We start from the raw sequence: 20,517 nt of genomic DNA, 5'->3' as shown, positions 1-20,517 counted from the left end.
GATATGCCTTTCGTCGTGCCCAGGAGCGGGCGGAGGGATGGGGATGCGCACGGTCAGCGCACACCCCGGATGGGGATCAGGGCGAGAGCGGCGAGACCGATGCAGACGACCGCGACCACGAAGAGCGCGGGATAGCCGCCGAGCCCTCCGATGATCAGGGCGGCGACCGCCGGGCTCAGCGCCTGCGGGATGTTCGTGGCGATGTTGAGGATCCCGAGATCTTTGGCCGCGCTCGTCCCGCCACCGGGTAGGACCTCGGTCATGAGGGCGGTGTCGCACGACATGTAGAGCCCGTAGCCGAACCCCTTGATCGTGAACATCAGGAGCATGCCGGTCATGTCAGAGAGGAAGAGGGGCACGAGGAGCCCGGCCATCATGATCGCCGAGGCGACATAGATGAACGCCTTGCGGCGGGTGAATCGGTCGCTCAGCCAGCCGGCGAGCAGGACCGAGACGAACGTCGATGCGAAGGCCGCCATGCTGAGCACCCCGACCTGCACATTGGCCTCGGCCAACGGCATCCCCACGAAGTCGGTGAGGATGAACAGCTGGTAGGTGAACACCAGGAAGTAGCCAAGGATGAACAGGAAGCGAGCGACGAACGCCCAGGCGAAGTCGGGATGGCGGCGTGGGTCCACCCAGAACCCGGCGAGGAACGTCCTCCAGCGGAACGGGGCGAATGTCGCCCCGGCGCTGGAGCGGTCGCGGTTCACCAGCAGGAAGACCACGGTGACGACGAACACCGCGCCGCCGAAGACCGTGTAGCCCACGCCTACGTCTGCGGCGATCCGCCCCGCGAGCACCACGCCCAGCGTCGCTCCGGCGAGCGTGCCGATCCCGACCGCGGCCGAGGCGACGCCCCGCCGCGACCGGGGGAAGCGGTCGGGGGTGATCGCGCTGAGCGGCCCCTGCAGGGCATTGAGCGATATGAGCATCACCGCCCAGACGATCGTGATGGACAGGAGGTCGCGGAGGGAGCCGAGCACGACAAGGGACAGCGCGCCCAGCAGCGCGCCGCCGAGCATCCAGGGCGCCCGCCTGCCGAGCCGGGAGCGGGTGCGGTCCGAGAGGGCGCCGACGATGGGCTGCGAGAACATGGCCACGATCGAGGCGACCGTCGTCACGATCGCGAAGTTCGCGACCTTGCTGCCCTCGTCGATCCCGGCCATGTGGTTGGGCAGGAGGACCGAGGTGAGGCCGAGATAGGCGGCGAACAGCACGAACCAGGCGATCGTGAGCGACGGCAGCAGCCGGCGCCCCGCGATCGGGCTCAGCGTGCCGCTCTGATCCTCCGCAGGCGGCTGCTGCGGAGCGGTGACGGTGTCGGACATGGATCGCCTCCTCATCGAGTGCGGGATGGATCGTCGTCGATCCGGGTTAACTATCGATGATGTCACCTTCTTGAGTCAAGCAATAGTTTTGTAGGCTCTCGCTGTGCCCTCTGAAACCCCGGACGCCCTTCCCGTCCCCGCGCCCCGAACCGTCGTCGAGGCCTGCTTCGACTCGGCGGGGCGGGCGTCCCTCCGCTTCGTGTACGACCTCGCGGAGGCGCTCGGGATCGATGCCCAGCCCGTGCGTCTGGCGATCCGACGGATCGAGGCGGCCGGGATCGCACGCCAGGAGGGACGAGGCCGAGCGGGAACCCTCGTCCGCACCGCGCGGGGGCCGCGCAAGGATCCGGTGACAGCAGGACGCCTCCGGCGGGCACGCGCGCTGGAGCATGTCGGCGACGGCTGGGACGGACACTGGCGGCTCACCTCGTTCTCCCTGCCCGAGGAGCGTCGCGCCGACCGCGATGCTCTGCGGTCGGCGCTCGCCCGCTTCGGCGGCGTCACGATCTCCCCCGCGCTGTACCTGTCGTTCTCGGATCCGCGTCCGCCGATCCTGGCGTACGGCGGCCTCCCCGATCCGCGGGTCGTCGACGTGATGATCGTGGCGGAGGCCGCCCGGATCGACATCGCGGGACTCACCGATCCAGCCGACATCCTCGCGCGCTACTGGGACCTTCCGGCCGCCGCCCTGGCGTACGAACAGGCCGAGCGGGCGATCGCCGTCGCCGAGGCGTCACCGGTCCCGACATCCCCCGTCGCTCGAGCGGCCGCCGCGCTCCTGCTGTCCGAGCCCTTCGCCCAGGCCCTGGCCGACGACCCGCTCATCCCCGCAGAGCTCCTGCCCGCGGACTGGCCGCCGCGCCGGGTGCGCGAGCGCTTCCTCGGCGCCTGGGCCCGCCTCGTCGACAGCGCCGAGGACATCGACCTCTATCGCCAGTACGCCCCCGATCTCCCCGCCTGATCGCCGGTCCGGCCCGGCCGCTCCTCCCGCGAGACTGCAACTGCGTTCCGAGACAGCGCGATTTTTGCGCAGTCTCGTGACGCAGTTGCAGTCTCGCGGACAGGAGGGGCGGGGCGGGCGGGGCGGGAGGAGGGCGGGGCCGGAAGGGCGTCAGCGCAGGCGCGCGGCGTCGGGGGGCGTCGTGAACTCCGGACGACGACTCAGGACGAAGCCGATCACCGCACCGAGGAGCGTGAGGGCCGCGATGAGCAGCAGACCCCAGATCGCCGACCCGGTGCTCTGACTGATCCAGCCGATCGCGTAGGGCCCGGCGAACCCGGCGAGGTTGCCGACGGAGTTGATGAACGCGAGGCCTGCTGCGGCCGCCGTGCCGGTGAGCACCATCGGCGGCAGGCTCCAGAACAGCGGGGTCGTGGAGAACAGCGCCGACATGCCGATGCACAGCGCACCGAGCGCGAGCACGGGGACGTCCTTCGCGGCGACGGCGCCGACGAGGGAGAGCGCGGTGATCGACAGCGTGATCCCGATCTGCAACGGGATGTTCCCCTGCTTCCGCGCCGCCCGCTCCCACGGGAGCATGAGCAGCGCCGCGCAGATGTTCGGGAGGGCGACGAGCCACCCCGTGGTCGTCGTCGAGAAGTCCCCCATGCCCTTGATGATCGTCGGCAGCCACAGCCCGAGGCCGTAGGCGCCGAAGACGACGCCGAAGAACAGCGCGATCAGGGTCCACAGCCGCCCGTTGCCGAACACGGCGGCCAGACGCACCCGGCCGTGCCGCCGCTCGGTCGCCTCGGTCTCGCGCGCGACGGTCTCCGCGATCCAGTGCTGCTCGGCGGACGTCAGCCACCGTGCGTCCTGCGGGCGGTCGGGCAGCCAGAAGAAGACCACGAAGGCCAGGAGCACCGCCGGGATCCCTTCGAGGAGGAACACCAGCTGCCACCCCTCGAGCCCGAACATCCCGTGGAGGTCCATGATCCACCCCGACAGGGGTGCGGCGACGGCGTTAGCCAGCGGGTTGGACAGCGCGAACACCGCGAGCACCTGGGTGCGGTACTGCCGCGGGAACCAGAGGGTGAGATAGAGCAGGACACCGGGGAAGAACCCCGCCTCCGCGATCCCCAGGATGAACCGGGCGATCGTGAACTGCGTGGAGTCCTGCACGAAAGCGGTCAGCGCCGCGACGATCCCCCAGGAGACCATGATCCGGGCGATCCACTTGCGCGCGCCGAACCTCTCCAGCAGGAGGTTGCTCGGCACCTCGAACAGGAGGTAGCCGATGAAGAAGATCCCGGCGGCGAGGCCGAAGGCGGCCTCGGTCATCTGCAGCGCCTGGGTCATCTCCAGCTTCGCGAAGCCGGCGTTGTTCCGGTCGATGTAGGCCACGAGGTACAGCAGCCCCAGGAACGGGCCCAGCCGCCAGATCGCCTTCCTCATCGCGCTCGCGCCGACGTCCTGCGCGAGCGTTGCGCCGTCATTCGTCATGATGAGAACTCCTCCTTCATCGAACCGGTCTCCACGATCCGGCCGCGCCGCAGAGCACGACGACGTGACATGGTGCCTCCTCCATTGGATGCATCGAACGGGTAGTTCGCTATAGCATCTAGCAAAATGGGAGCGACGTCCAGTCCGAGTTTCTGATCGGCTCCGCGCGGCCGACGCGGACGCCCGCGCGACGACGCGCGCAACGGGTCCGGCGAGCAGATGCCATAGCATCTGTCTGAACAGTTCGTCGCGCCGCCGCCGGCGGACGGCCGGGAGGGGTCAAACCATGCGGAGCGTGTCCGACCAGAACATCGCGGAACAGGTCGCGGACGAGCTGCGCGCCGCCATCCACTCCGGCGAGCTGATGCCCGGCGAGCGCCTCGTCGAGCGGAAGCTCGCCGAGCGCCTCGGCGTCAGCCACATCCCCGTCCGCGAGGCGCTGACCCGGCTCGCCGAGGAGCGCCTGGTCGTCCGGGAGCCGCGCCGCGGCGCACGGGTGGCCGAGCTCACCGCACAGGACCTGGAGGAGATCTCGAGCCTGCGCATCGTGCTGGAGCAGTTCATGGCGCTGCGCGTGCAGGAGCGCTGGAACGCCGCATCCGCCGAGCGCCTGCAGGGCATCATCGACGCGATGGAGGCCGCCGACGTCGGCGACATGGCCGAGGTCCTCCGCCAGGACCGCGCGTTCCACGAGGCCCTCGCCGACCTGTCCGAGCACCGGTTCGTGAGGGAGCTGACCGCGCAGCTCCGCGGCCGGATCGCCGGGTTCATCCACGCCGCCAACGCGGCGCTCCCTCCCGAGGAGCAGGCCGAGCACGTCCGCAGCCACCGGATCATCCTGGAGGCCATCGCGAGCGGGGACGCGGACGCGGTGCGTGAGGTCATCGCCGAGCACGTCACCCGCGCGGTCGAGCGCATCGCCCCGCTCACCACCTCCACGAACCCGGGCACGGACGCGGAGGCGGGCACAGCCCCGGACGAAGAGGCGGACGCCAAGGCGGGCACGGAGATCCCCGCCTAGCGCCCACCCGCCCGCCCCGCGGGGCACCGAGGCCTCAGACCACGAGGTTGCCCGAGAGCACCACGGACGGGCCCTCCGGCGGCATCGCGGTCCTGGTCGTCCCGCTCTCCACGTTCGAGGAGTGGAGCAGGGTCGAGCCCTCGCCGAACGCCTCGGGCGCGAGCACGAGCGCACCGCCGTCGAAGCGGTTGCCGATGACGCGGACGCCGTTGCGGCCCGTCCCGAGCTCCAGATGGGCGCCGACGCCGGCGAACGTGCTGTCCGCGACCTCCAGCCGCAGCTCGGCCTCACCCTCCCGGGAAAGGAACGCGCCCCCTGTCCCCTCTGCGCCCCGGATCCTGGCGCCGGAGAGACGGAGCGTCTGCGGCTCCGCGCCGGAGACCCGGAGGCGGGCGCCGGCGAACGTCGTCCCGTCGAACCGCACGTCGCCCGCGCTGATCCGGACGGGCGCCGCGTCCTCGCCCGCCGTCAGCACGCCGCCGCGGAACGCGACGGCGCCCGAGCCGCCGATCCGCATCCCGCCGACTCCGGCGAGGTCCGTGTCGACGAGGGTCACCGGGGTCGTCACCGTGTCGTTCGTGAGGTCGCCGGGCGCGGGGAAGGAGAACCTCGAGTCCGCGACGACGGTCGGCCGGGACGAGGCGTCGGACTGCTGCGTGACGATGAGCGGTCCCGTCGCCGTGCAGCCGCGCAGCTGGGCGCCGTCGGCGTTGATCCAGAGCATTCCCGAGCCTTCGAGCGCGGGCTTGCCGATGACGTGCACGTCCTCCAGCGTGAGGTCGGTGACGCGGACGCGGGCGACGAACCAGGAGCAGACGTGCCCGCGCACGGTGATCCGCTTGGCGGCGGAGCCCCACGCGGCGCCCGAGTTCGCGAACGTCATCAGTCCCGAGTTGCCGACGTAGGTGAGGTCGTGCTCGTACTGCCCGTGCGTCACGAACGGCCCCTGGTCGTCGCCGTCGCCGTGGCAGTTCTCCACGAGGCAGTACGCGCTGGCGGTGAAGTCGTTGAGGTGGCGCGCGTTGGACGTGCGGCAGTTGGCGACGTAGCCGTACAGGCAGGAGATCTGCTGGGTGAGGTAGCCCGCACCGCCCAGCGTCACCGAGATCGGGTTGCTCAGGGTGCAGCCCTCCGTGACGTAGTGCGTGTTCCACCGGCGCATCACCAGCGGCCAGAACGTGTGCTCCCCGTCGATGCGGTCCACGTCGCAGCGCACGGCGTACTCGAACGCGAGCGGATGCGAGCCGGTCCTGTCGTCGCTCCCGCCGCCGCGGAAGCGGAGCCGGGAGACGGTGACGTCCTGCACCGGCTCGATCCGGCGCCAGGTCATCGTCCGGTCGGCGCCGAGGGGCCAGCCGACCTTGTACGCGATGCGGATGTGTCCGCCGTCCACGATCCCGGTGACCTGCACCAGTCGCTGGACCTCACGCTCCCACCGGCCGCTGCGGCCGTTGACCTCGACCGTGTACCAGGCACCGACCGCGAAGAAGGACGAGTCCGCGACCGGGAGGACGTCCGCGAGGTCCGGGACATCCTCCCCGAGGGCCGCCTCCTGGACGTCCTCCGTCACGACCCCGCGGAAGCACAGGACCGCGGAGAACGGGTCGTTCGGCGGGGCCTGCTCGATGCCGTCGGTCGTCATCAGGTGCCCGCCGAAGTCGAGGGCGAGACCCGAACGGGCGAAGGTGTGCCGGCGGACGAAGTTGAGATCGCTGTGCGCCTCGATCCGGACGACGGTCGGGTCCGCGACCATCGCGTCCAGCGCATCGTCGGCCGCGGTCTCCGGGCCGAAGACGCCGAAGTCGCGGAAGTCGAGCACGCCGTCGTGCAGACGGACCCAGACCGCGCCGCCCTTGCCCGCGACCACCCGTCCGCCGTCGACGGCGGGGACATCGCGGGTCACGCAGCGGAACAGCCCGCCTCCGCCGTCCCCTGGCGTCGTGTGGCCGGCGACGGCGATCACGTCGTCCTGCTTGCCCTTCTGCCCGGCGAGGTCCTGGACCGTGGCCACGCCGTCCACGCCCCGCCCGGCCGGGATCCCCGTCCCCACGGCAGAGGCTGCAGAGGCGGCAGATGCGGCAGGTGCCGCGACCACGGCGACGCCCCCGATCGCCGCGGCGCCGAGCCCCGCCAGCACCGTCCGCCGGCTCCGCAGGGCCGCCTTCTCGTCTCGATGCGTCGTCGTCATCGTCGTCCTCTCCTCACGGCATCGGTGCCGCGTGTCGTGTGTTGCGTGTCGTGTGTGCGGTCCATCGGACCGACGGGGTGGGGGTGGCTCGGCTATCGGGCCGGCCGGCCGCCGCGCGCGATGGCCGCCGCGCGGATGCTGTTGGCCACGACCGTCCGGGACCGCGCCCACGGCGCCGTCATCCCCCCGGACGCGACGTCGGCGGACAGATGTCGGACCAGCCCCTCGAAGCCGAGCGAACGGCCGGGGTCGGTCGTGTCGAGGGCCACCGTGCGCACTCCGCGGTCGGTCACGACCTCGACCTCGTAGGCGTCGTCGCCCGGTGCCCCGGCGATCACGGCGTGCACCGGGACGGGGTCGTCGCGGCGCGGGACGCGCAGGACCGCACCGAACCCCGCGACGTCCTCGGAGCGTGCCGAGACGTCTGCCGAGCTCCTGACCCATCCCGCGCCCGTCTCGACCACCGCGTCGGGCAGCAGCCGGTCGATCATCTCCCAGGCGTGGATGCCGACGGTGACGGCGGTGCCGCCGCCCTCGGCCGGATCGTCCTGCCACGCGCGGCCAGGCGACCGGAAGGCCGCGGCGTCATGCTGGGCGAGCACCCGGAGCGAGAGGATCCGCTCGCCGTCGAGGTCGGCGGCGAGCGCGTCCAGCGCCGGCGCGAACCGGAGGACGGACGAGGTGCCGAGGAGCGGGTCACCGCCGGCCCCTCGGCGCTCGGCGACCAGTCGGTCCCACGCGGCGAGCTGGGCGCCGGTCGCGGCGAGGACCTTGTTGACGAACACGGGCACGGTGCCGACCAGGGCGTGAGCCGTCGCCATCGCCTCCCGCGGGTGCGGGGTGGCGATGACCAGGTCCGGGCGGTGGCCCAGGAGGTCGACCGGTCGTGCGACGACCGCCCCGCCGAACCTCTCGGCGAACTCCTCCGCCCTTCCTGACTCCGGATCGTGGACGCCGACGACCTCGCCGCCGATGGCGCGCAGGTTCGCCGCGTCCGTGAACGGATGCGAGTGCGCGAGGCCGGCGAAGACGACGCGCACGATCAGCCCATCGTCGACAGCTGCGACCGCGTGACGGCGTGCGCGAGCGGGCGGCCGAGCGCGAACGCCTCGACCTCTTCGGCGACGATCCGCCCCTGCCGGAGACGGCCCTCGCGGGTCCCTGCCGCGCGGTGCGGCGTGAGCAGCACGTTCGGGAGCCGCCGGAACGGCGAGTCCGCGCCGAGCGGCTCCTCGTCGAACACGTCGATCCCCGCGGCGATGCGGCCCGTGCGGAGCTCCGCCAGCAGCGCCTGCTCGTCCACGAGCCACGAGCGCGCGGTGTTCACCAGCCCCGCGCCGTCCGGCAGGAGCGCGAGCTCCCGCGCGCCGATCAGGTGATGCGTCTCGGGGAGGGTCGGCGCGTGCACGGCGACCACGAGCGCGCGCCGCAGCGCCTCATCGAGCCCCACCGGCTCGGCGCCGAGCTCCGCCGCCTCCTCCGCGCCGATCGTGGGGTCGACCAGCAGCGGGCGCGCGCCGAGCGCCCGGATCATCGCGAGGTAGGCGCGTCCGGTGCGCGATGCCCCGATGACCGCGATCGGCGCATCGAGGATCTCGTGCTGGACGCCAGCCGATCCTTCGTCGTGCCAGGCGGGGCCATCCCGGAGAGAGTTGTGCATCGTGGGCACGCGGTGCAGGAGCGCGAGCGTGAACGCGAGCGACACCTCCCCCACGGACCGGGCCATGCCCGCGCCCGCCTGGGTCACCACGACCCCTCGCTCGAAGAGCGCATCCGTCACGAAGGGCTTGACCGTCGCCCCGGTGTGGGCGACGAGCCCGAGGCGGGGGAACCGCGCCAGCACGTCCTCGTCGAGCCGATCGATTCCCCAGCTCGTGACGAGCACGCGCACGGCGCTCGTGTCCTCCGCGTCGGCCAGTCGCTCCACGCGCAGGAACCCGCCACCCAGCGCCGCGGCGGTCTCGCGCAGCCGCGCCTCGTCGGCGGGCGAGAAGAACTCCGCCGCCAGCGCGGCGGAGACGACGGCGAGGACGGTCGGCGCGCTCATCGCAGCCACGCCTCCCGGTGCTCGGCGATGAAGGCGTCGTCGTTGAGGTGCGGGTAGGCCCGCCGCACGCGCGCGATCTCCTCGGCCTGCCCCGGGGAGAGCCCTTCCTCCGGGTCCAGGCACCAGACGCCGTCGAGCAGACCCTGCTGGCGGAGCATCTCGTGCACGCCGGCGATCACGCCGCGGAAGTCGTTCCCCGGATCGAACACGGCCTGGTTCACGTCGACGAGGTCGGACGCGACGCGGCCGAGCTCGTGGAACGCGGCGGCGTCGCCGCCCGCCGCCCGGTGCGCCGTCTCCAGCATCCCCACCGCGGCACGGGTGCCGACCGCCCACTGGCCCAGGAGCCCGCCCGCGAACCGCAGCGTGCGCGGGCCGCCCGGGGAGTCGACGTGGAACTCGGAGAGGAGGTCGGGGACGATCGCGTCGTCATTGCCCGTGTACAGCGCGATCTCGTCCGAGCGCCCGGACGCCGCGACCCCGCGGACGAGCTCCAGCGTGCGGTAACGGTCGAAGGGCGCTGCCTTGACGGCGACCACCGAGGGGATCGAGGCGAACTCCTGCCAGAACCCCCGGTCCAGGACGGGCCCGCCGATCGCGGTCTGCAGGTAGAACCCCACGAGCGGGAGCACCTCGCCGACCGCGCGCGCCCGCTCCAGGAGCACGCGCTCGTCCGCGCCGTCGACGCGCGGGCTGACCAGCACCGCGTCGTACCCGAGGCCGCGGGCGAGCTCCGCCTCCGCGACGGCCTGCGCGGTGTCCCCGGCGACGCCGGCGATCCGCACGACCGCGGGGTCGCCCGCCGCGTCCAGCTCCTCCGCGGCGAGCGCGAGCACCGGCTCGAACAGGCCGTGCTCGGGGTCGCGGATCTCGAACTGCGTGGTGTGCACGCCGACGGCGACTCCCCCCGCGCCCGCCGCGAGGTAGTAGCGGGTGAGCGCGCGCTGGCGGCGCTCGTCGAGCGTCCGCCCCGCGGTGAGGGCGAGGGGATGGGCGGGGATGACCGCGCCGCGGGCGAGCGTTTCGGCGGCCTCGCGGCGGAGGACGGGGACCTCGGACATCAGAATCGCCCGTCCCGGACGGCCCACTTGGTGGGCTTGGCGGAGAGCGGGAGCCCCGCGGTGAGCCAGGCCGACTGCCAGGCGATCAGCGTGTCGGCGGGGACCGCCGGGTAGCCGAACAGGGCCATGCAGCGACGGGCGTCGCTGAGGAGCGCGGTCGGCTGCGGCTCGTCGACGAGCTCGACGTCGCGGCCGAGCAGCTCGCCGAACCGGCGGGCGACGGCGGCGACGCCGAGGGTCTCGGGCCCGGTGAGGTTGACGGTGAACCCCTCGGCCGAGGCGTGTCCGAGGCTCCGCAGCACGACCTCGTTCGCATAGCCCTGCCAGACGACGTTCACCGTGGCGGTCGCGACCGAGACCGGCTGCCCGGCGTGGACGGCGCTCGCGATGTCGGCCAGGACGCCGTAGCGGAGGTCGACGGCGTAGTTCAGCCGGATGATCGCGATCCTCGTCCCGCGCTGCTGGGCGGAGAACTCGAAGACGCGCTCGCGTCCGAGACACGACTGCGCGTACTCGCCGACCGGGGCGGGGGCGACGTCCTCCGTCGCTCCCCCGGTCGAAGCGGGCAGGAACGGGTACACGTTGCCGGTGGAGAGCACCGAGATCGCGCTGTCGCGGTACCGCCGGGCGACGCGGTCGGGCAGCGCGGCGTTGACCTCCCACGCCCAGGACGGGCTCGTGGCGGCGCCGAACTTCGCCCCGACCATGAACACGACGTTGGGCGCGTCCGGGAGCGCGGAGAAGTCGTCGTTCTCGATGAGATCGAAGGGGATCGCCTTCACGCCCGCCCGCTCCAGGCGCTCGCGCACGGCGGCATCGCCGAACCGCGAGACGGCGTACACCGTGTCCCCCGTGCGGCCGGCGGCGTCGAGGCCGCGACGCGCGAGCACGGCGAGGGTCGGGCCCATCTTCCCGCCCGCGCCGAGGATCACGAGGTCTCCGCCGCCGCGGGTGAGGTCGGCGACGAGCCCGGGGCTGGGCGCGGTCAGCGCCTCCTCGAGCTCGGCTTCGGAGGCGAATGCCTGGGATGTCACGAGGCGTTCCTTTCTTTCAGATGCGAGGACGGCCGGACGGCGGCGGCTCGGGGCGAACGCGGGGGCTCAGCCCTTGATGCCGGTCCCGGTCACACCCTCCTGCACGTAGCGCTGGGCCACGAGGTAGGCGAGGAAGATCGGCAGCAGCGCCACGACGGACCCCGCGAGCATCGTGCTCAGGGGGACGTTCTGCTGCTGCAGCGATGAGATGCCGACCGTGAGGGTGAACATCGCGTTGGACTTGCCGATGATCAGCGGCCAGAGGAAGTCGTTCCAGTGCCAGAGGAAGACGAAGATGCCGAGGGTCGCGAGGATCGGCTTGCACAGCGGCAGCACGATCCGCAGGAAGATGCGAAACTCGCCCGCGCCGTCGATCCGCGCGGCCTCGAACAGCTCGTCCGGGAGCCCCTGGATGAACTGCCGCATGAGGAAGACCGCCTGCGCGTTGGCGAGCGTGGGAAGGATGAGCCCCCAGTAGGTGTCGATGCCGCCGAGGTTCGCCATCAGGATGAACGTCGGGATGAGGGTGACGTGGAACGGCACCATGACCATCGCGAGGAACGACCAGAACATTACCTCCTTGCCCGCGAAGCGCTTCTTGGCGAAGGCGTAGCCGGCGAGCGCCGAGAGGAAGAGGACGGCGACGACGGACACGAGCGAGTACACGAGCGTGTTGCCGAGCCAGCCGAGCAGGTTCTGCCCGCCGAGGACCTGGGCGTAGGAGTCGGTGGAGAGGTTCCAGGGCAGGAGGGAGCCGGGGAGCTCGACGACCTTGCCCGGCTTCAGGCTCAGCACCACCATCGCGTAGAAGGGGAAGAAGCTGAGGACGGCGGCGATGCTCAGCCAGACCCAGCGGAGCACGACTCCGAGGCCGGTGGGCTCGAGCGCACGGTAGGAGCGCGTGCGCCGGCGGGCGCGGGCGGGCGTCACGGCGGTCATTTCTGCTTTCCGATCACGAGGCGCTGGATGAGGGCGACGACGAGCGTCATGGCGAACAGCGCCACCCCGACGGCGGCGGCGTACCCGTAGTCGAAGTACTTGAAGCCCTGGTCGTAGAGGAGGTAGACGAGGGAGTAGCTCGCGTTCGCCGGCCCTCCCTGGGTCATCACGTAGATGACGTCGAAGACCTGGAACGCGGCCGTCGTCTCGATCACCGCCAGGAAGAAGAAGGTGGGCCGCAGGTGCGGGAGGATGATCGCCCGGAACCGCTGCCAGCCGTTCGCGCCGTCCACCAGCGCCGCCTCCTCGAGCTCACGGGGCACGTCCTGCATCGCGGCGATGAGGATCATCATCCCGTAGCCGAAGCGGGACCACACGCCCACCACGATGATCGCGGGGATCACCAGGACCGTGCTGCCGAGCCACGAGCCGCCGAGGCCGAGCGGGGCCATCAGCGCCGACCAGGGGCCGTTCGCGGAGAAGATCCAGACGAAGATCGATCCGGCCAGCACCAGGGACGTGATGACGGGGAGGAAGAAGATCGAGCGGAAGAAACGGGACCCGCGGAAGGCACGGCGGACGCCCAGGGCCATGACCGTGGACAGCACCAGCGAGATCGGCACCGCGAAGACGGTGTAGACCACGGTCGTCCCGAGCGCCCGCCAGAAGAGCGGATCGGCGACGAGGCGCTGGAAGTGGTCCAGGCCCCGCCAGGCGATCTCGCCCGAGATGTCGTAGTCGAAGAGGCTGAGCGCGACGCCGGCGATGCTCGGCCCGAACCGGAATGCCAGGAAGAGCAGGAAGGCGGGCAGCACGAACAGCAGCGCCACCCTCGCCTCTCGGCGGGCGAGCACCCGTGCCACCGGCCCCGCGGGCCTCTTGCCTGTCGCCGTCGTCATCTCGTGCCTCTCGTGGACGGGTCCCGGGGGCGCGCCGCGCCCCCGGGAACGGGTCACTTCTTCTTCAGGATCGGAGCGGCGGCGGCTGCCGCGTCCTTCAGAGCGTCGGCCGGCGACTTCTGGCCGAGGAGGGCGGCCTGGATCTCCGGGGAGAGCACGCCCATGAGCGCACGGGAGCTCGTCCCGAGCTGGCCGACGGTGGTGTCCGGCACGTACTTCTCGACCTCGCTGAGCAGCGGGTTATCGGGGTAGAGCGGCTCGGTGCTGCCGAGCGCCGAGAAGTACCCGGCGGCCGTCAGGAAGGGCTTGACCACGTCCGCACCGGTGGCGAACTCGGCGAAGGCCGCCGCCGCCTTCGGCGCCTTGGACCCCTTCAGCACCGCGAGGGAGCCGACCGTGCCGTAGGCGATGGACTTCTCCTCCTTCAGCGGCGCGAGGACCTTGACGTTCTCCGCGCCCCAGAAGGGCTCGATCTCGGTGACGGCGTTGTTGAACGTGCAGGCGACCTTCCCCTGCGCGATCGCAGTCTGCTCCAGCGGGACGTTGGTGGTCAGCGCCTCCGGGTCGAGCGCCTTCTGCTCCGCGAGGGTGGTGAGGAAGGTGAGCGCCTTCTCGCCCTCCTTGCTGTCGAAGCCGACCTCGCCGTCCTTGTCGTAGACCTCGCCGCCGGCCTGCCAAAGCAGCGGGTAGTAGGTCAGGTTGAGGGTGTTCTCCGCCGAGGCCGGGTAGTTCAGCATGTAGAGGCCCTTGGCGGCGAAGGTCGGCGCCAGCCGCTCCACGTCCTTCCAGGTCCGGGGGTACTCGGTGACGCCGGCCTGCTCGAAGACCGCCGCGTTGCAGACGAGGGGCTGGGCACTGGTGAGCACCGGCGCACCCAGGAGGTCTCCGCCGATCGTCACGGAGTCCTTGACGTTCGGCAGCAGGTCCTTCTGCCGCTCGGCGCTGAGGAGGTCGTTCAGCGGCGCGATCGACTTCTGGTAGGCGGCCAGCTGGTCCGGGACCAGATAGACCAGGTCGGGGCCCTTGCCCGCGGCGATCGCGGTCTGGAGGGCCTCGTCGCGGTTCGCCCACGGGAAGATCTCGTAGTCGACGGTGATGTCGGCGTGCTCCTTCTGGAACGCGGCGACCGTGCCGTCCCAGAAGCTCTTGTTGGCCGCCTCGTCGGGGACGACCGGGTACATCCAGAGGGTGACGTGCTGGTCGCCGGAAGCGGCCTGTCCCCCTCCCGCCGAGCAGCCGGCCAGGAGGGCCGCCGCTGCGATGCCCGCCGCGACCCCGGTGAACTTGCTGACGCGCATGGTGCTCCTTTGCTAGAACCGTGCATGGGGGTGAGAGCCCCATTATGACACCACGATGTGATAATTCGTCAAGCCGTGGTGCTGAGATGGATCCCTGAAAGTCACCGACACTCTTGTGCGCATCGACAAAGAGGGTCTCAATTTCGCCATCGGTCTGTGCTAATTTGATCGCTGACCAGGCATGCGGAAGGGAGGAGCGGCGATGTCCGGAACGGGAACCCCGTCGATCACCGCACGCTCCGCCGTCCATCTGCGCGCGGCGGGCAGCGCCACCGTCACCGAGATCGCCCATACCCTGGAGCTCTCGCGCACCTCCGTGGAGAACGCGATGGGCGCGCTCGTCGAGTCCGGCCTCATCGTCGAGGCGCCCACCGCCTCCGCCGGGCGCGCGGGCAGGCCGGCCAGGCGCTACGCCTTCCACGCCGACGCCGGCCACGTCGTCGGCGTGGACGTGGGGGTGGCGAGCGTCCGCGTCCTCGTATCCGACCTCGCAGGGCGCGTGCGGACGCAGCGCAGGTTCGAGGGCATCGTCGCCGGCAGCGACGGCGCCGCGACGCTCGGCGCCGTCGTGGCGGACATCCGCGCGACCCTCGCCGACGCGGACGTGCCGTCCTCCCGGATCCGTGCGATCGGCGTCTCGCTTCCCGGCATCGTGGACGACGCGGGGCGCGTGATCGCGTCGGTGGTCATCCCGGAGTGGTCCGGCGTCGACATCGGCGCCCAGCTCCGGCAGGCCTTCGACTGCCCGGTCTCCGTCGACAACGGCGTGCGCCTCGCCGCCGTCGCCGAGCACCACCTCGGCGTGGCGCAGCTCGTGGACGACGTCGTCTACCTCTCCGTCGGAAACCGCATCGCGATGGGCCTCATCCTCGGCGGACGTCCGCGGCGCGGCGTGCACAACGCGGCCGGCGACATCGGGCGCCTCGCGTTCCGCGGGCTCGACGCCGAGACGGGCCAGATCCCGTGGCGCACCGCGGCGGACGCGGCCGAGGTCTTCGCCCTCGTCGAGAGCGGCGACGCCGACGCCCGCCGCGAGCTCGACGCGTTCGTCGACGAGCTTGCGCACGGGATCGCCACCCTCGTGATGACGGTGGACCCGGCCATGGTGGTCATCGGCGGCGGGCTGTCCGGCGCGCACGGACGGCTCCTGGACCCCCTGCGGGCGGCACTCCCCCGGCACATCCGCCTGCCGTTCGACGTCCCGCTCGTCGAGGCCCGCCTCGGCGCCGACGCCGCCGCCCACGGCGCCCTCGTCCTCGCCTTCCGCCGCCACGCCGACGCCGTCTACGGCGTCGAGGGCATGCCCGTCCCGACCGTGACCCCGCTCCCCCCGGGCGAGCGGGGAGCGCAGACCGACACCATCGTCGTCCCGAAGGCCGCGCGCGGCGCCGGGACCGAGGAGGAGACCACATGAGCACCGGCCCCCAGACGGACACCCAGAGCACGGGCAGTCAGAGCACGGTCGGTCGGGCCCTCACGGAGGGGCTGCGGGTCGGCCTGATCGGCGCCGGAGGGATCTCCCGCGTCCACGCCGACGCCTGGCGCGCCCTCGGGGCGATCGGCTACGTGACCTCGGCGCAGGGCGCGTCGGCGATCGCCGAGGAGTACGGCTTCGAGGCCGTCGACGATGTGGACGCGCTCATCGGACTCGTCGACGTGGTCGACATCGTGACCCCCAGCAGCACGCACGCGGACTTCGCGCTGCGGGCGATCGGCCGGGGCCGGCACGTGGTGTGCGAGAAGCCCCTCGCCGCGACCGCGGAGGATGCGGCGGCCGTCGTCCGTGCGGCGGAGGAGGCCGGCGTCCGCCTGTTCCCGGCGCACGTCGTCCGCTATTTCGGGGAGTACAAGGCCATCAAGGACGCGATCGACGCCGGCCGGATCGGGACGGTTGCCGTGCAGCGGTTCAGCCGCGCCGGGTCCGCGCCCCGCACGCCGTGGTTCTTCTCGGAGAGCACGGGAGGCGGCGTCATCCGGGATCTGATGGTCCACGACATCGACCAGGCGGTCTGGTTCGCCGGCCCCGTGGCCTCCGTGTACGCCGTGCAGAACCCGCCGACGGTCGATGACCGCGTGCCGGCGCCCGTCACCGCGCACGTCGTCCTCACCCACCGCAGCAGCGTCGTCAGCCACCTGCACGCGAGCTGGGTGGCCGAGGGCATGCCGTTCCGCACGAGCGTCGAGGTCGCAGGCTCCGAGGGACGCCTTCGATACGACAGCGCCGAGGAGGCGGCCCTCCGCGCCGACGCGGTGCTGGCCGAGGGGAGCGCCGACTACCTGCCGCCGATGTCGCCGCAGGAGAGCCCGTACTACGCCGAGATCGCCGACTTCGTCGCCGTGATCCGTGATGGCGGGGAGGCGCGCATCTCCCCCGCCGACGGTGTCGAGGCCGTCGCGATCGCCGAGGCCGCGTACGCCTCCATCGCGGCCGGCGCGCCGATCACGCTCGCGGACCCCACCACCCCGCCTGCCGCTCCGCCTGCCGCTCCGTCTGCTGCTCCGCCTGCTGCTCTGTCTGCCGAGGCCGAGGAGGCCGCCCGATGACCACCGCCCCGCTCCGCGTCGCCGTCCTGTCGTTCGCGCACACCCACGCGCTGAGCTACGTCCACGCCCTGAAGGACATGCCGGGAGTCGAGCTGATCGCCGCCGACCCCGACGGTGCATCGGCGCCGGACGCCTCCCCCCGCGGCGCGGCGCTGGCCGCCGAGCTCGGCGTGGACTACGTCGACACCTACGACGAGGCCTTCGCGTGGGGGCCTGATGCGGTCGTCGTCGCCGCGGAGAACTCCCGGCACCGCGCGCTGGTCGAGCGTGCGGCCGCCGCAGGCGCGCACGTTCTCTGCGAGAAGCCGCTGGCGACGACGGTCCAGGACGCCGTGGCGATGCAGGAGGCGTGCGCCCGCGCCGGGGTCGTCCTCATGGTGGCCTACCCCGTGCGGTTCGCGCCGGCGTTCCGCGATGCGCTCACGCAGATCCGCAGCGGCCGTCTCGGCCGGGTGCTCGGGATCACGGGCGTCAACAACGGCAAGCTCCCGCAGGACCGCGCTTGGTTCACCGATCCGGAGCTCGCGGGCGGCGGAGCGCTGGTCGACCACGTCGTGCACTGCGCCGACCTGCTCGACGACCTCCTGGGCGAGCGCGCGCAGACCGTGCGCGCCGTGTCCAACCGATTCCTGCATGCGCAGCGGGACCTCGAGGTGGAGACCGGCGGGCTCGTGACGCTGCAGTACCCGAGCGGCGTGGTCGCGACGATCGACTGCTCGTGGAGCTGGCCGATGAGCTCCCCCACCTGGGGCGGCCTCACCCTGCAGATCGTCGCGGAGCGCGGCACCCTCACGGTGAGCCCCTTCGCGAAGGGCGTCGCCGGCCACGATGCGGAGGGCGAGACCTGGGATCCGGTCGGCGCCGACCTGGACGCGCTGCTGCTCGCCGAGTTCATCGCTGCGGTGCGCGAGGGCCGCGCCCCGCAGCCGGACGGCGCCGTCGGCATCCGCACGGTCGAGATCGTGAAGGCCGCCCAGTCCTCCGCCGCACACGGCGGCGCCGTCGTGCCCCTCGGCTGACCCCGTCCGGCCGCAGGACCCGGCTCTCGCCCGGCCTTCGGCCCCCGCTGACCCGGTCCCGGTCCCGGACCCCGCTGACCCGGTCCCGGCCGACCCCGGACCCCGGGAGCCCACTCCACCCCGGGAGCCCACTCCACCCCGTGTCCCACTTTCGGCGCCCCGTGTCCCACTTCTGGCGCCGTGTGTCCCACTTCTGGTCCTCCAGGCCACCGTTCTCAACAGAATTTGGGACACGGGGCCGCCGGCAACGGCGGACTCACTGGGTTAGGGCGGACCCCCACCACCCCCGACAGAGCGCCCCCAGACCCCGCCTCCATGTCCCGCTTTTGGTCCTTCGAGCCGCAGTTTCGAACAGGAATCGGGACACGGCCCGCATAAATCGGGACACGGGCTGCCAGAAGTGGGACACGAGCCTGCCCGGAACGACATACAGGACCCCTCGAGCCCGGCCCCCGCGGATCCGGATCAGCCCGCGTGCCTCCGGCACCACTCGTACATGATGACCGCGGCCGCGGCGCTCGCGTTGATCGACCGCGTCGAGCCGTACTGCGTGATCTCGATGTGCCCGGCCGCCGCAGCGATCGCCTCCGCGGTCAGCCCCGGCCCCTCCTGCCCGAAGAGCAGGACGCAGCGCTCGGGGAGCTCCGCGCGGTCGACGGGCACGGCGCCGTCGACGTTGTCCACCGCGATGATCGGGATCCCCTCCGACCGCGCCCACTCCGCGAAGGCGGAGATGTCGTCGTGGTGGACGACGTGCTGGTAGCGGTCCGTGACCATCGCGCCGCGCTTGTTCCATCGGCGCCGCCCGACGATGTGCACGGTGTCGGCGAGGAACGCGTTGGCGCTGCGCACGATCGAGCCGATGTTCATGTCGTGCTGCCAGTTCTCGATCGCGACGTGGAACGGGTGACGCCGGGTGTCGAGATCGGCGACGATCGCCTCCATCCGCCAGTAACGGTACCGATCGATCACGTTCCTGGTGTCGCCGTGCGCGAGGAGTTCGGGGTCGTACTCCTCGCCGTCCGGCCAGGATTCGGACCCGCCCGGCCACGGGCCGACGCCGTGCGTGGTGAGCTCGGGGGTCGGTTCGGACGACATCCCGCCAGCCTATCCGCGCGGCCTCGTCCGGAGCCCGGGTCTCCTCCCTCCTGAACCGCACGCCCTCGCCCCACACCCGCATCCCTCAAGGTTTTCGGGACACCGAAACCTTGATAGGTTTTCGGCATGCCTAAAACTCGTCCGGGGAGAGGCCTCCTCCTTCTGGGCCCCGCACTCGTCGCCGGCGTCGCGTACCTCGATCCGGGGAACGTCGCGAGCAACATGACCGCGGGCGCCCGCTACGGCTATCTGCTCGTGTGGGTCGTGATCGCCGGGAACGTGATGGCGTGGCTCATCCAGTACCTCTCGGCCAAGCTCGGCGTCGTCACGGGGCGGAGCCTTCCCGAGCTCCTCGGCGAGCGCATCCGCAGCCGATGGGCGCGCCGCGCGTACTGGCTGCAGGCGGAGCTCGTCGCGATGGCGACCGACATCGCCGAGGTGATCGGCGGCGCCGTCGCGCTGCAGCTGCTCTTCGGACTGCCTCTGATCCTCGGCGGCGCCATCACCGGAGCCGTGTCGATCGCGCTGCTCATGGTGCAGAGCCGACGCGGGGCGCGACCGTTCGAGTTCGCGATCATCGGGCTCATGATCATCATCGTCCTGGGCTTCACGGCCGGGCTGTTCGTCGCGCCCCCGGATGCGGCGAGCGTCGCGAGCGGACTGCTCCCGCGCTTCGCCGACACCGGATCCGTCCTGCTGGCCGCGTCGATCTTGGGCGCGACGATCATGCCGCATGCGATCTACGCGCACTCCGCCCTGGCCCGGGACCGATTCGCCGTGCCGTCCGGGACGCGCACGGGCGGCGGGACCGGCGCAGGTGGTGGGACCGGTCCGGGTGGTGTGACCATTCCGGTTCGCGCGACGACGCCCGCGTTCGCTGACTCCCCCTCGGAAGGAGACCTGGCTTCGGGACACCAGAGCCTCTCCCTCCTGCAGGTCGAAGAAGAAGCCGGGACACGGACGCCAGGGCCTGACGTGGAGCCGCGCCCCTCGATCCGGACCCTGATCCGGGCGACGCGGTGGGACGTGTCGATCGCGATGATCATCGCCGGATCGGTGAACCTCGGGATCCTCCTCCTCGCGGCGGCGAACCTCGCCGGAGTCGACGGCACGGACTCGCTGGAGGGCGCCCACGCCGCACTCACCCAGACGCTCGGCCCCGTCGTGGCCGTGCTCTTCGCGGTCGGCCTCCTCGCCTCGGGGCTCGCCTCGACCGCGGTGGGCGCGTACGCCGGAGCCGAGATCATGCAGGGCCTGCTGCGGATCCGCGTCCCGCTGCTCGCCCGTCGGCTGGTGACTCTGATCCCCGCTCTCGCGATCCTCGGCCTCGGCGTGGATCCGACCTTCGCGCTGGTGCTGAGCCAGGTGGTGCTGTCGTTCGGCATTCCTTTCGCCCTGATCCCGCTCGTCGCGCTGACCGCTCAGCGCCGGACGCTCGGCGGCTTCGCGAACCGGGTCTGGACGACGGCCGCGGGCGTCATCGCCTCCGTCCTGCTGATCGCGCTCAACGCTGCGCTGCTGTGGCTCGTGCTGACCGGCGCCGGATGACGGACGGGTTTCGGGTGCCAGGCTCCGGAGGGGCCGCAGGTAGGCTC

The 20,517-nt window shown here is 71.9% G+C and carries 17 protein-coding genes; 6 read left to right on the top strand and 11 right to left on the bottom strand.

What is annotated here, in order from left to right; genetic code table 11:
* Positions 1-53: 53 nt before the first annotated feature.
* Positions 54-1,331, bottom strand: a complete 1,278-nt coding sequence (locus J2Y69_RS08405; RefSeq protein WP_310019536.1) for an MFS transporter — start codon at positions 1,329-1,331, stop codon at positions 54-56.
* 103 nt (positions 1,332-1,434) lie between these two features.
* Between J2Y69_RS08405 and J2Y69_RS08400 the strand changes: the two genes are divergently transcribed.
* Positions 1,435-2,292 carry a PaaX family transcriptional regulator C-terminal domain-containing protein gene (locus J2Y69_RS08400; RefSeq protein WP_310019531.1) on the top strand — a complete coding sequence of 286 codons (858 nt, stop codon included), beginning with the start codon at positions 1,435-1,437 and terminating at the stop codon, positions 2,290-2,292.
* A gap of 150 nt (positions 2,293-2,442) precedes the next feature.
* On the opposite strand, the gene J2Y69_RS08395 is transcribed toward J2Y69_RS08400, so the two are convergent.
* The gene (locus J2Y69_RS08395; protein WP_310019528.1) at positions 2,443-3,774 is read right to left on the bottom strand and encodes an MFS transporter; all 1,332 of its coding nucleotides are present in this window, start codon (positions 3,772-3,774) and stop codon (positions 2,443-2,445) included.
* 286 nt (positions 3,775-4,060) lie between these two features.
* On the opposite strand from J2Y69_RS08395, the gene J2Y69_RS08390 reads away from it, so the two are divergent.
* Entirely contained in the window at positions 4,061-4,795 is a 735-nt protein-coding gene (locus J2Y69_RS08390; protein ID WP_310019525.1) for a GntR family transcriptional regulator, read from the top strand.
* Between the two features lie 34 nt (positions 4,796-4,829).
* Here the strand turns inward: J2Y69_RS08390 and J2Y69_RS08385 are convergent, their stop codons facing one another.
* The 8 genes from J2Y69_RS08385 to J2Y69_RS08350 all read right to left on the bottom strand — a co-directional run bounded on the left by J2Y69_RS08385 (position 4,830) and on the right by J2Y69_RS08350 (position 14,261).
* The gene (locus J2Y69_RS08385) at positions 4,830-6,983 is read right to left on the bottom strand and encodes a peptidase C14 (protein ID WP_310019522.1); all 2,154 of its coding nucleotides are present in this window, start codon (positions 6,981-6,983) and stop codon (positions 4,830-4,832) included.
* Between the two features lie 92 nt (positions 6,984-7,075).
* On the bottom strand, positions 7,076-8,023 hold the full coding sequence (locus J2Y69_RS08380) for a Gfo/Idh/MocA family oxidoreductase (protein WP_310019520.1): 948 nt from the start codon (positions 8,021-8,023) through the stop codon (positions 7,076-7,078).
* A 2-nt stretch (positions 8,024-8,025) separates the two neighbouring features.
* The gene (locus J2Y69_RS08375; protein WP_310019517.1) at positions 8,026-9,030 is read right to left on the bottom strand and encodes a hydroxyacid dehydrogenase; all 1,005 of its coding nucleotides are present in this window, start codon (positions 9,028-9,030) and stop codon (positions 8,026-8,028) included.
* Positions 9,027-10,091, bottom strand: coding sequence for a dihydrodipicolinate synthase family protein (locus tag J2Y69_RS08370; protein WP_310019514.1), 1,065 nt, complete (start codon positions 10,089-10,091; stop codon positions 9,027-9,029). The genes J2Y69_RS08375 and J2Y69_RS08370 overlap by 4 nt, the downstream gene beginning before the upstream one ends.
* The gene (locus J2Y69_RS08365) at positions 10,091-11,125 is read right to left on the bottom strand and encodes an NAD-dependent epimerase/dehydratase family protein (protein ID WP_310019512.1); all 1,035 of its coding nucleotides are present in this window, start codon (positions 11,123-11,125) and stop codon (positions 10,091-10,093) included. Before J2Y69_RS08365 ends, J2Y69_RS08370 begins: the two co-directional genes overlap by 1 nt.
* A 66-nt stretch (positions 11,126-11,191) precedes the next feature.
* Complete coding sequence (locus J2Y69_RS08360; RefSeq protein ID WP_310019510.1) at positions 11,192-12,064, bottom strand: carbohydrate ABC transporter permease; 873 nt, start codon at positions 12,062-12,064, stop codon at positions 11,192-11,194.
* On the bottom strand, positions 12,061-12,963 hold the full coding sequence (locus J2Y69_RS08355) for a carbohydrate ABC transporter permease (protein ID WP_310019507.1): 903 nt from the start codon (positions 12,961-12,963) through the stop codon (positions 12,061-12,063). Before J2Y69_RS08355 ends, J2Y69_RS08360 begins: the two co-directional genes overlap by 4 nt.
* Before the next feature lie 53 nt (positions 12,964-13,016).
* The gene (locus tag J2Y69_RS08350; protein ID WP_310019504.1) at positions 13,017-14,261 is read right to left on the bottom strand and encodes an ABC transporter substrate-binding protein; all 1,245 of its coding nucleotides are present in this window, start codon (positions 14,259-14,261) and stop codon (positions 13,017-13,019) included.
* Positions 14,262-14,463: 202 nt separating this feature from the next.
* On the opposite strand from J2Y69_RS08350, the gene J2Y69_RS08345 reads away from it, so the two are divergent.
* From J2Y69_RS08345 to J2Y69_RS08335, 3 genes are read left to right on the top strand one after another with little or no spacing between them, the layout of a single operon-like run.
* Complete coding sequence (locus J2Y69_RS08345) at positions 14,464-15,675, top strand: ROK family transcriptional regulator (RefSeq protein ID WP_310019499.1); 1,212 nt, start codon at positions 14,464-14,466, stop codon at positions 15,673-15,675.
* On the top strand, positions 15,672-16,805 hold the full coding sequence (locus J2Y69_RS08340; RefSeq protein ID WP_310019497.1) for a Gfo/Idh/MocA family protein: 1,134 nt from the start codon (positions 15,672-15,674) through the stop codon (positions 16,803-16,805). The genes J2Y69_RS08345 and J2Y69_RS08340 overlap by 4 nt, the downstream gene beginning before the upstream one ends.
* On the top strand, positions 16,802-17,824 hold the full coding sequence (locus tag J2Y69_RS08335; RefSeq protein WP_310019495.1) for a Gfo/Idh/MocA family protein: 1,023 nt from the start codon (positions 16,802-16,804) through the stop codon (positions 17,822-17,824). The genes J2Y69_RS08340 and J2Y69_RS08335 overlap by 4 nt, the downstream gene beginning before the upstream one ends.
* Before the next feature lie 465 nt (positions 17,825-18,289).
* On the opposite strand, the gene J2Y69_RS08330 is transcribed toward J2Y69_RS08335, so the two are convergent.
* Complete coding sequence (locus tag J2Y69_RS08330; RefSeq protein ID WP_310019492.1) at positions 18,290-18,922, bottom strand: TrmH family RNA methyltransferase; 633 nt, start codon at positions 18,920-18,922, stop codon at positions 18,290-18,292.
* Between the two features lie 126 nt (positions 18,923-19,048).
* Here J2Y69_RS08330 and J2Y69_RS08325 point away from each other — a divergent pair, with 126 nt between their 5' ends.
* Positions 19,049-20,470 (top strand): Nramp family divalent metal transporter, encoded by a 1,422-nt coding sequence (locus tag J2Y69_RS08325; protein WP_310019490.1) that lies wholly within the window; start codon positions 19,049-19,051, stop codon positions 20,468-20,470.
* The last annotated feature ends 47 nt before the right edge of the window (positions 20,471-20,517 follow it).

It is taken from the genome of Microbacterium resistens (assembly GCF_031456305.1).
GTDB lineage: Bacteria > Actinomycetota > Actinomycetes > Actinomycetales > Microbacteriaceae > Microbacterium > Microbacterium resistens_A.
The sequence above is the reverse complement of the archived record's forward strand: the minus strand, read 5'-3'. Positions and strand labels throughout refer to the sequence as shown.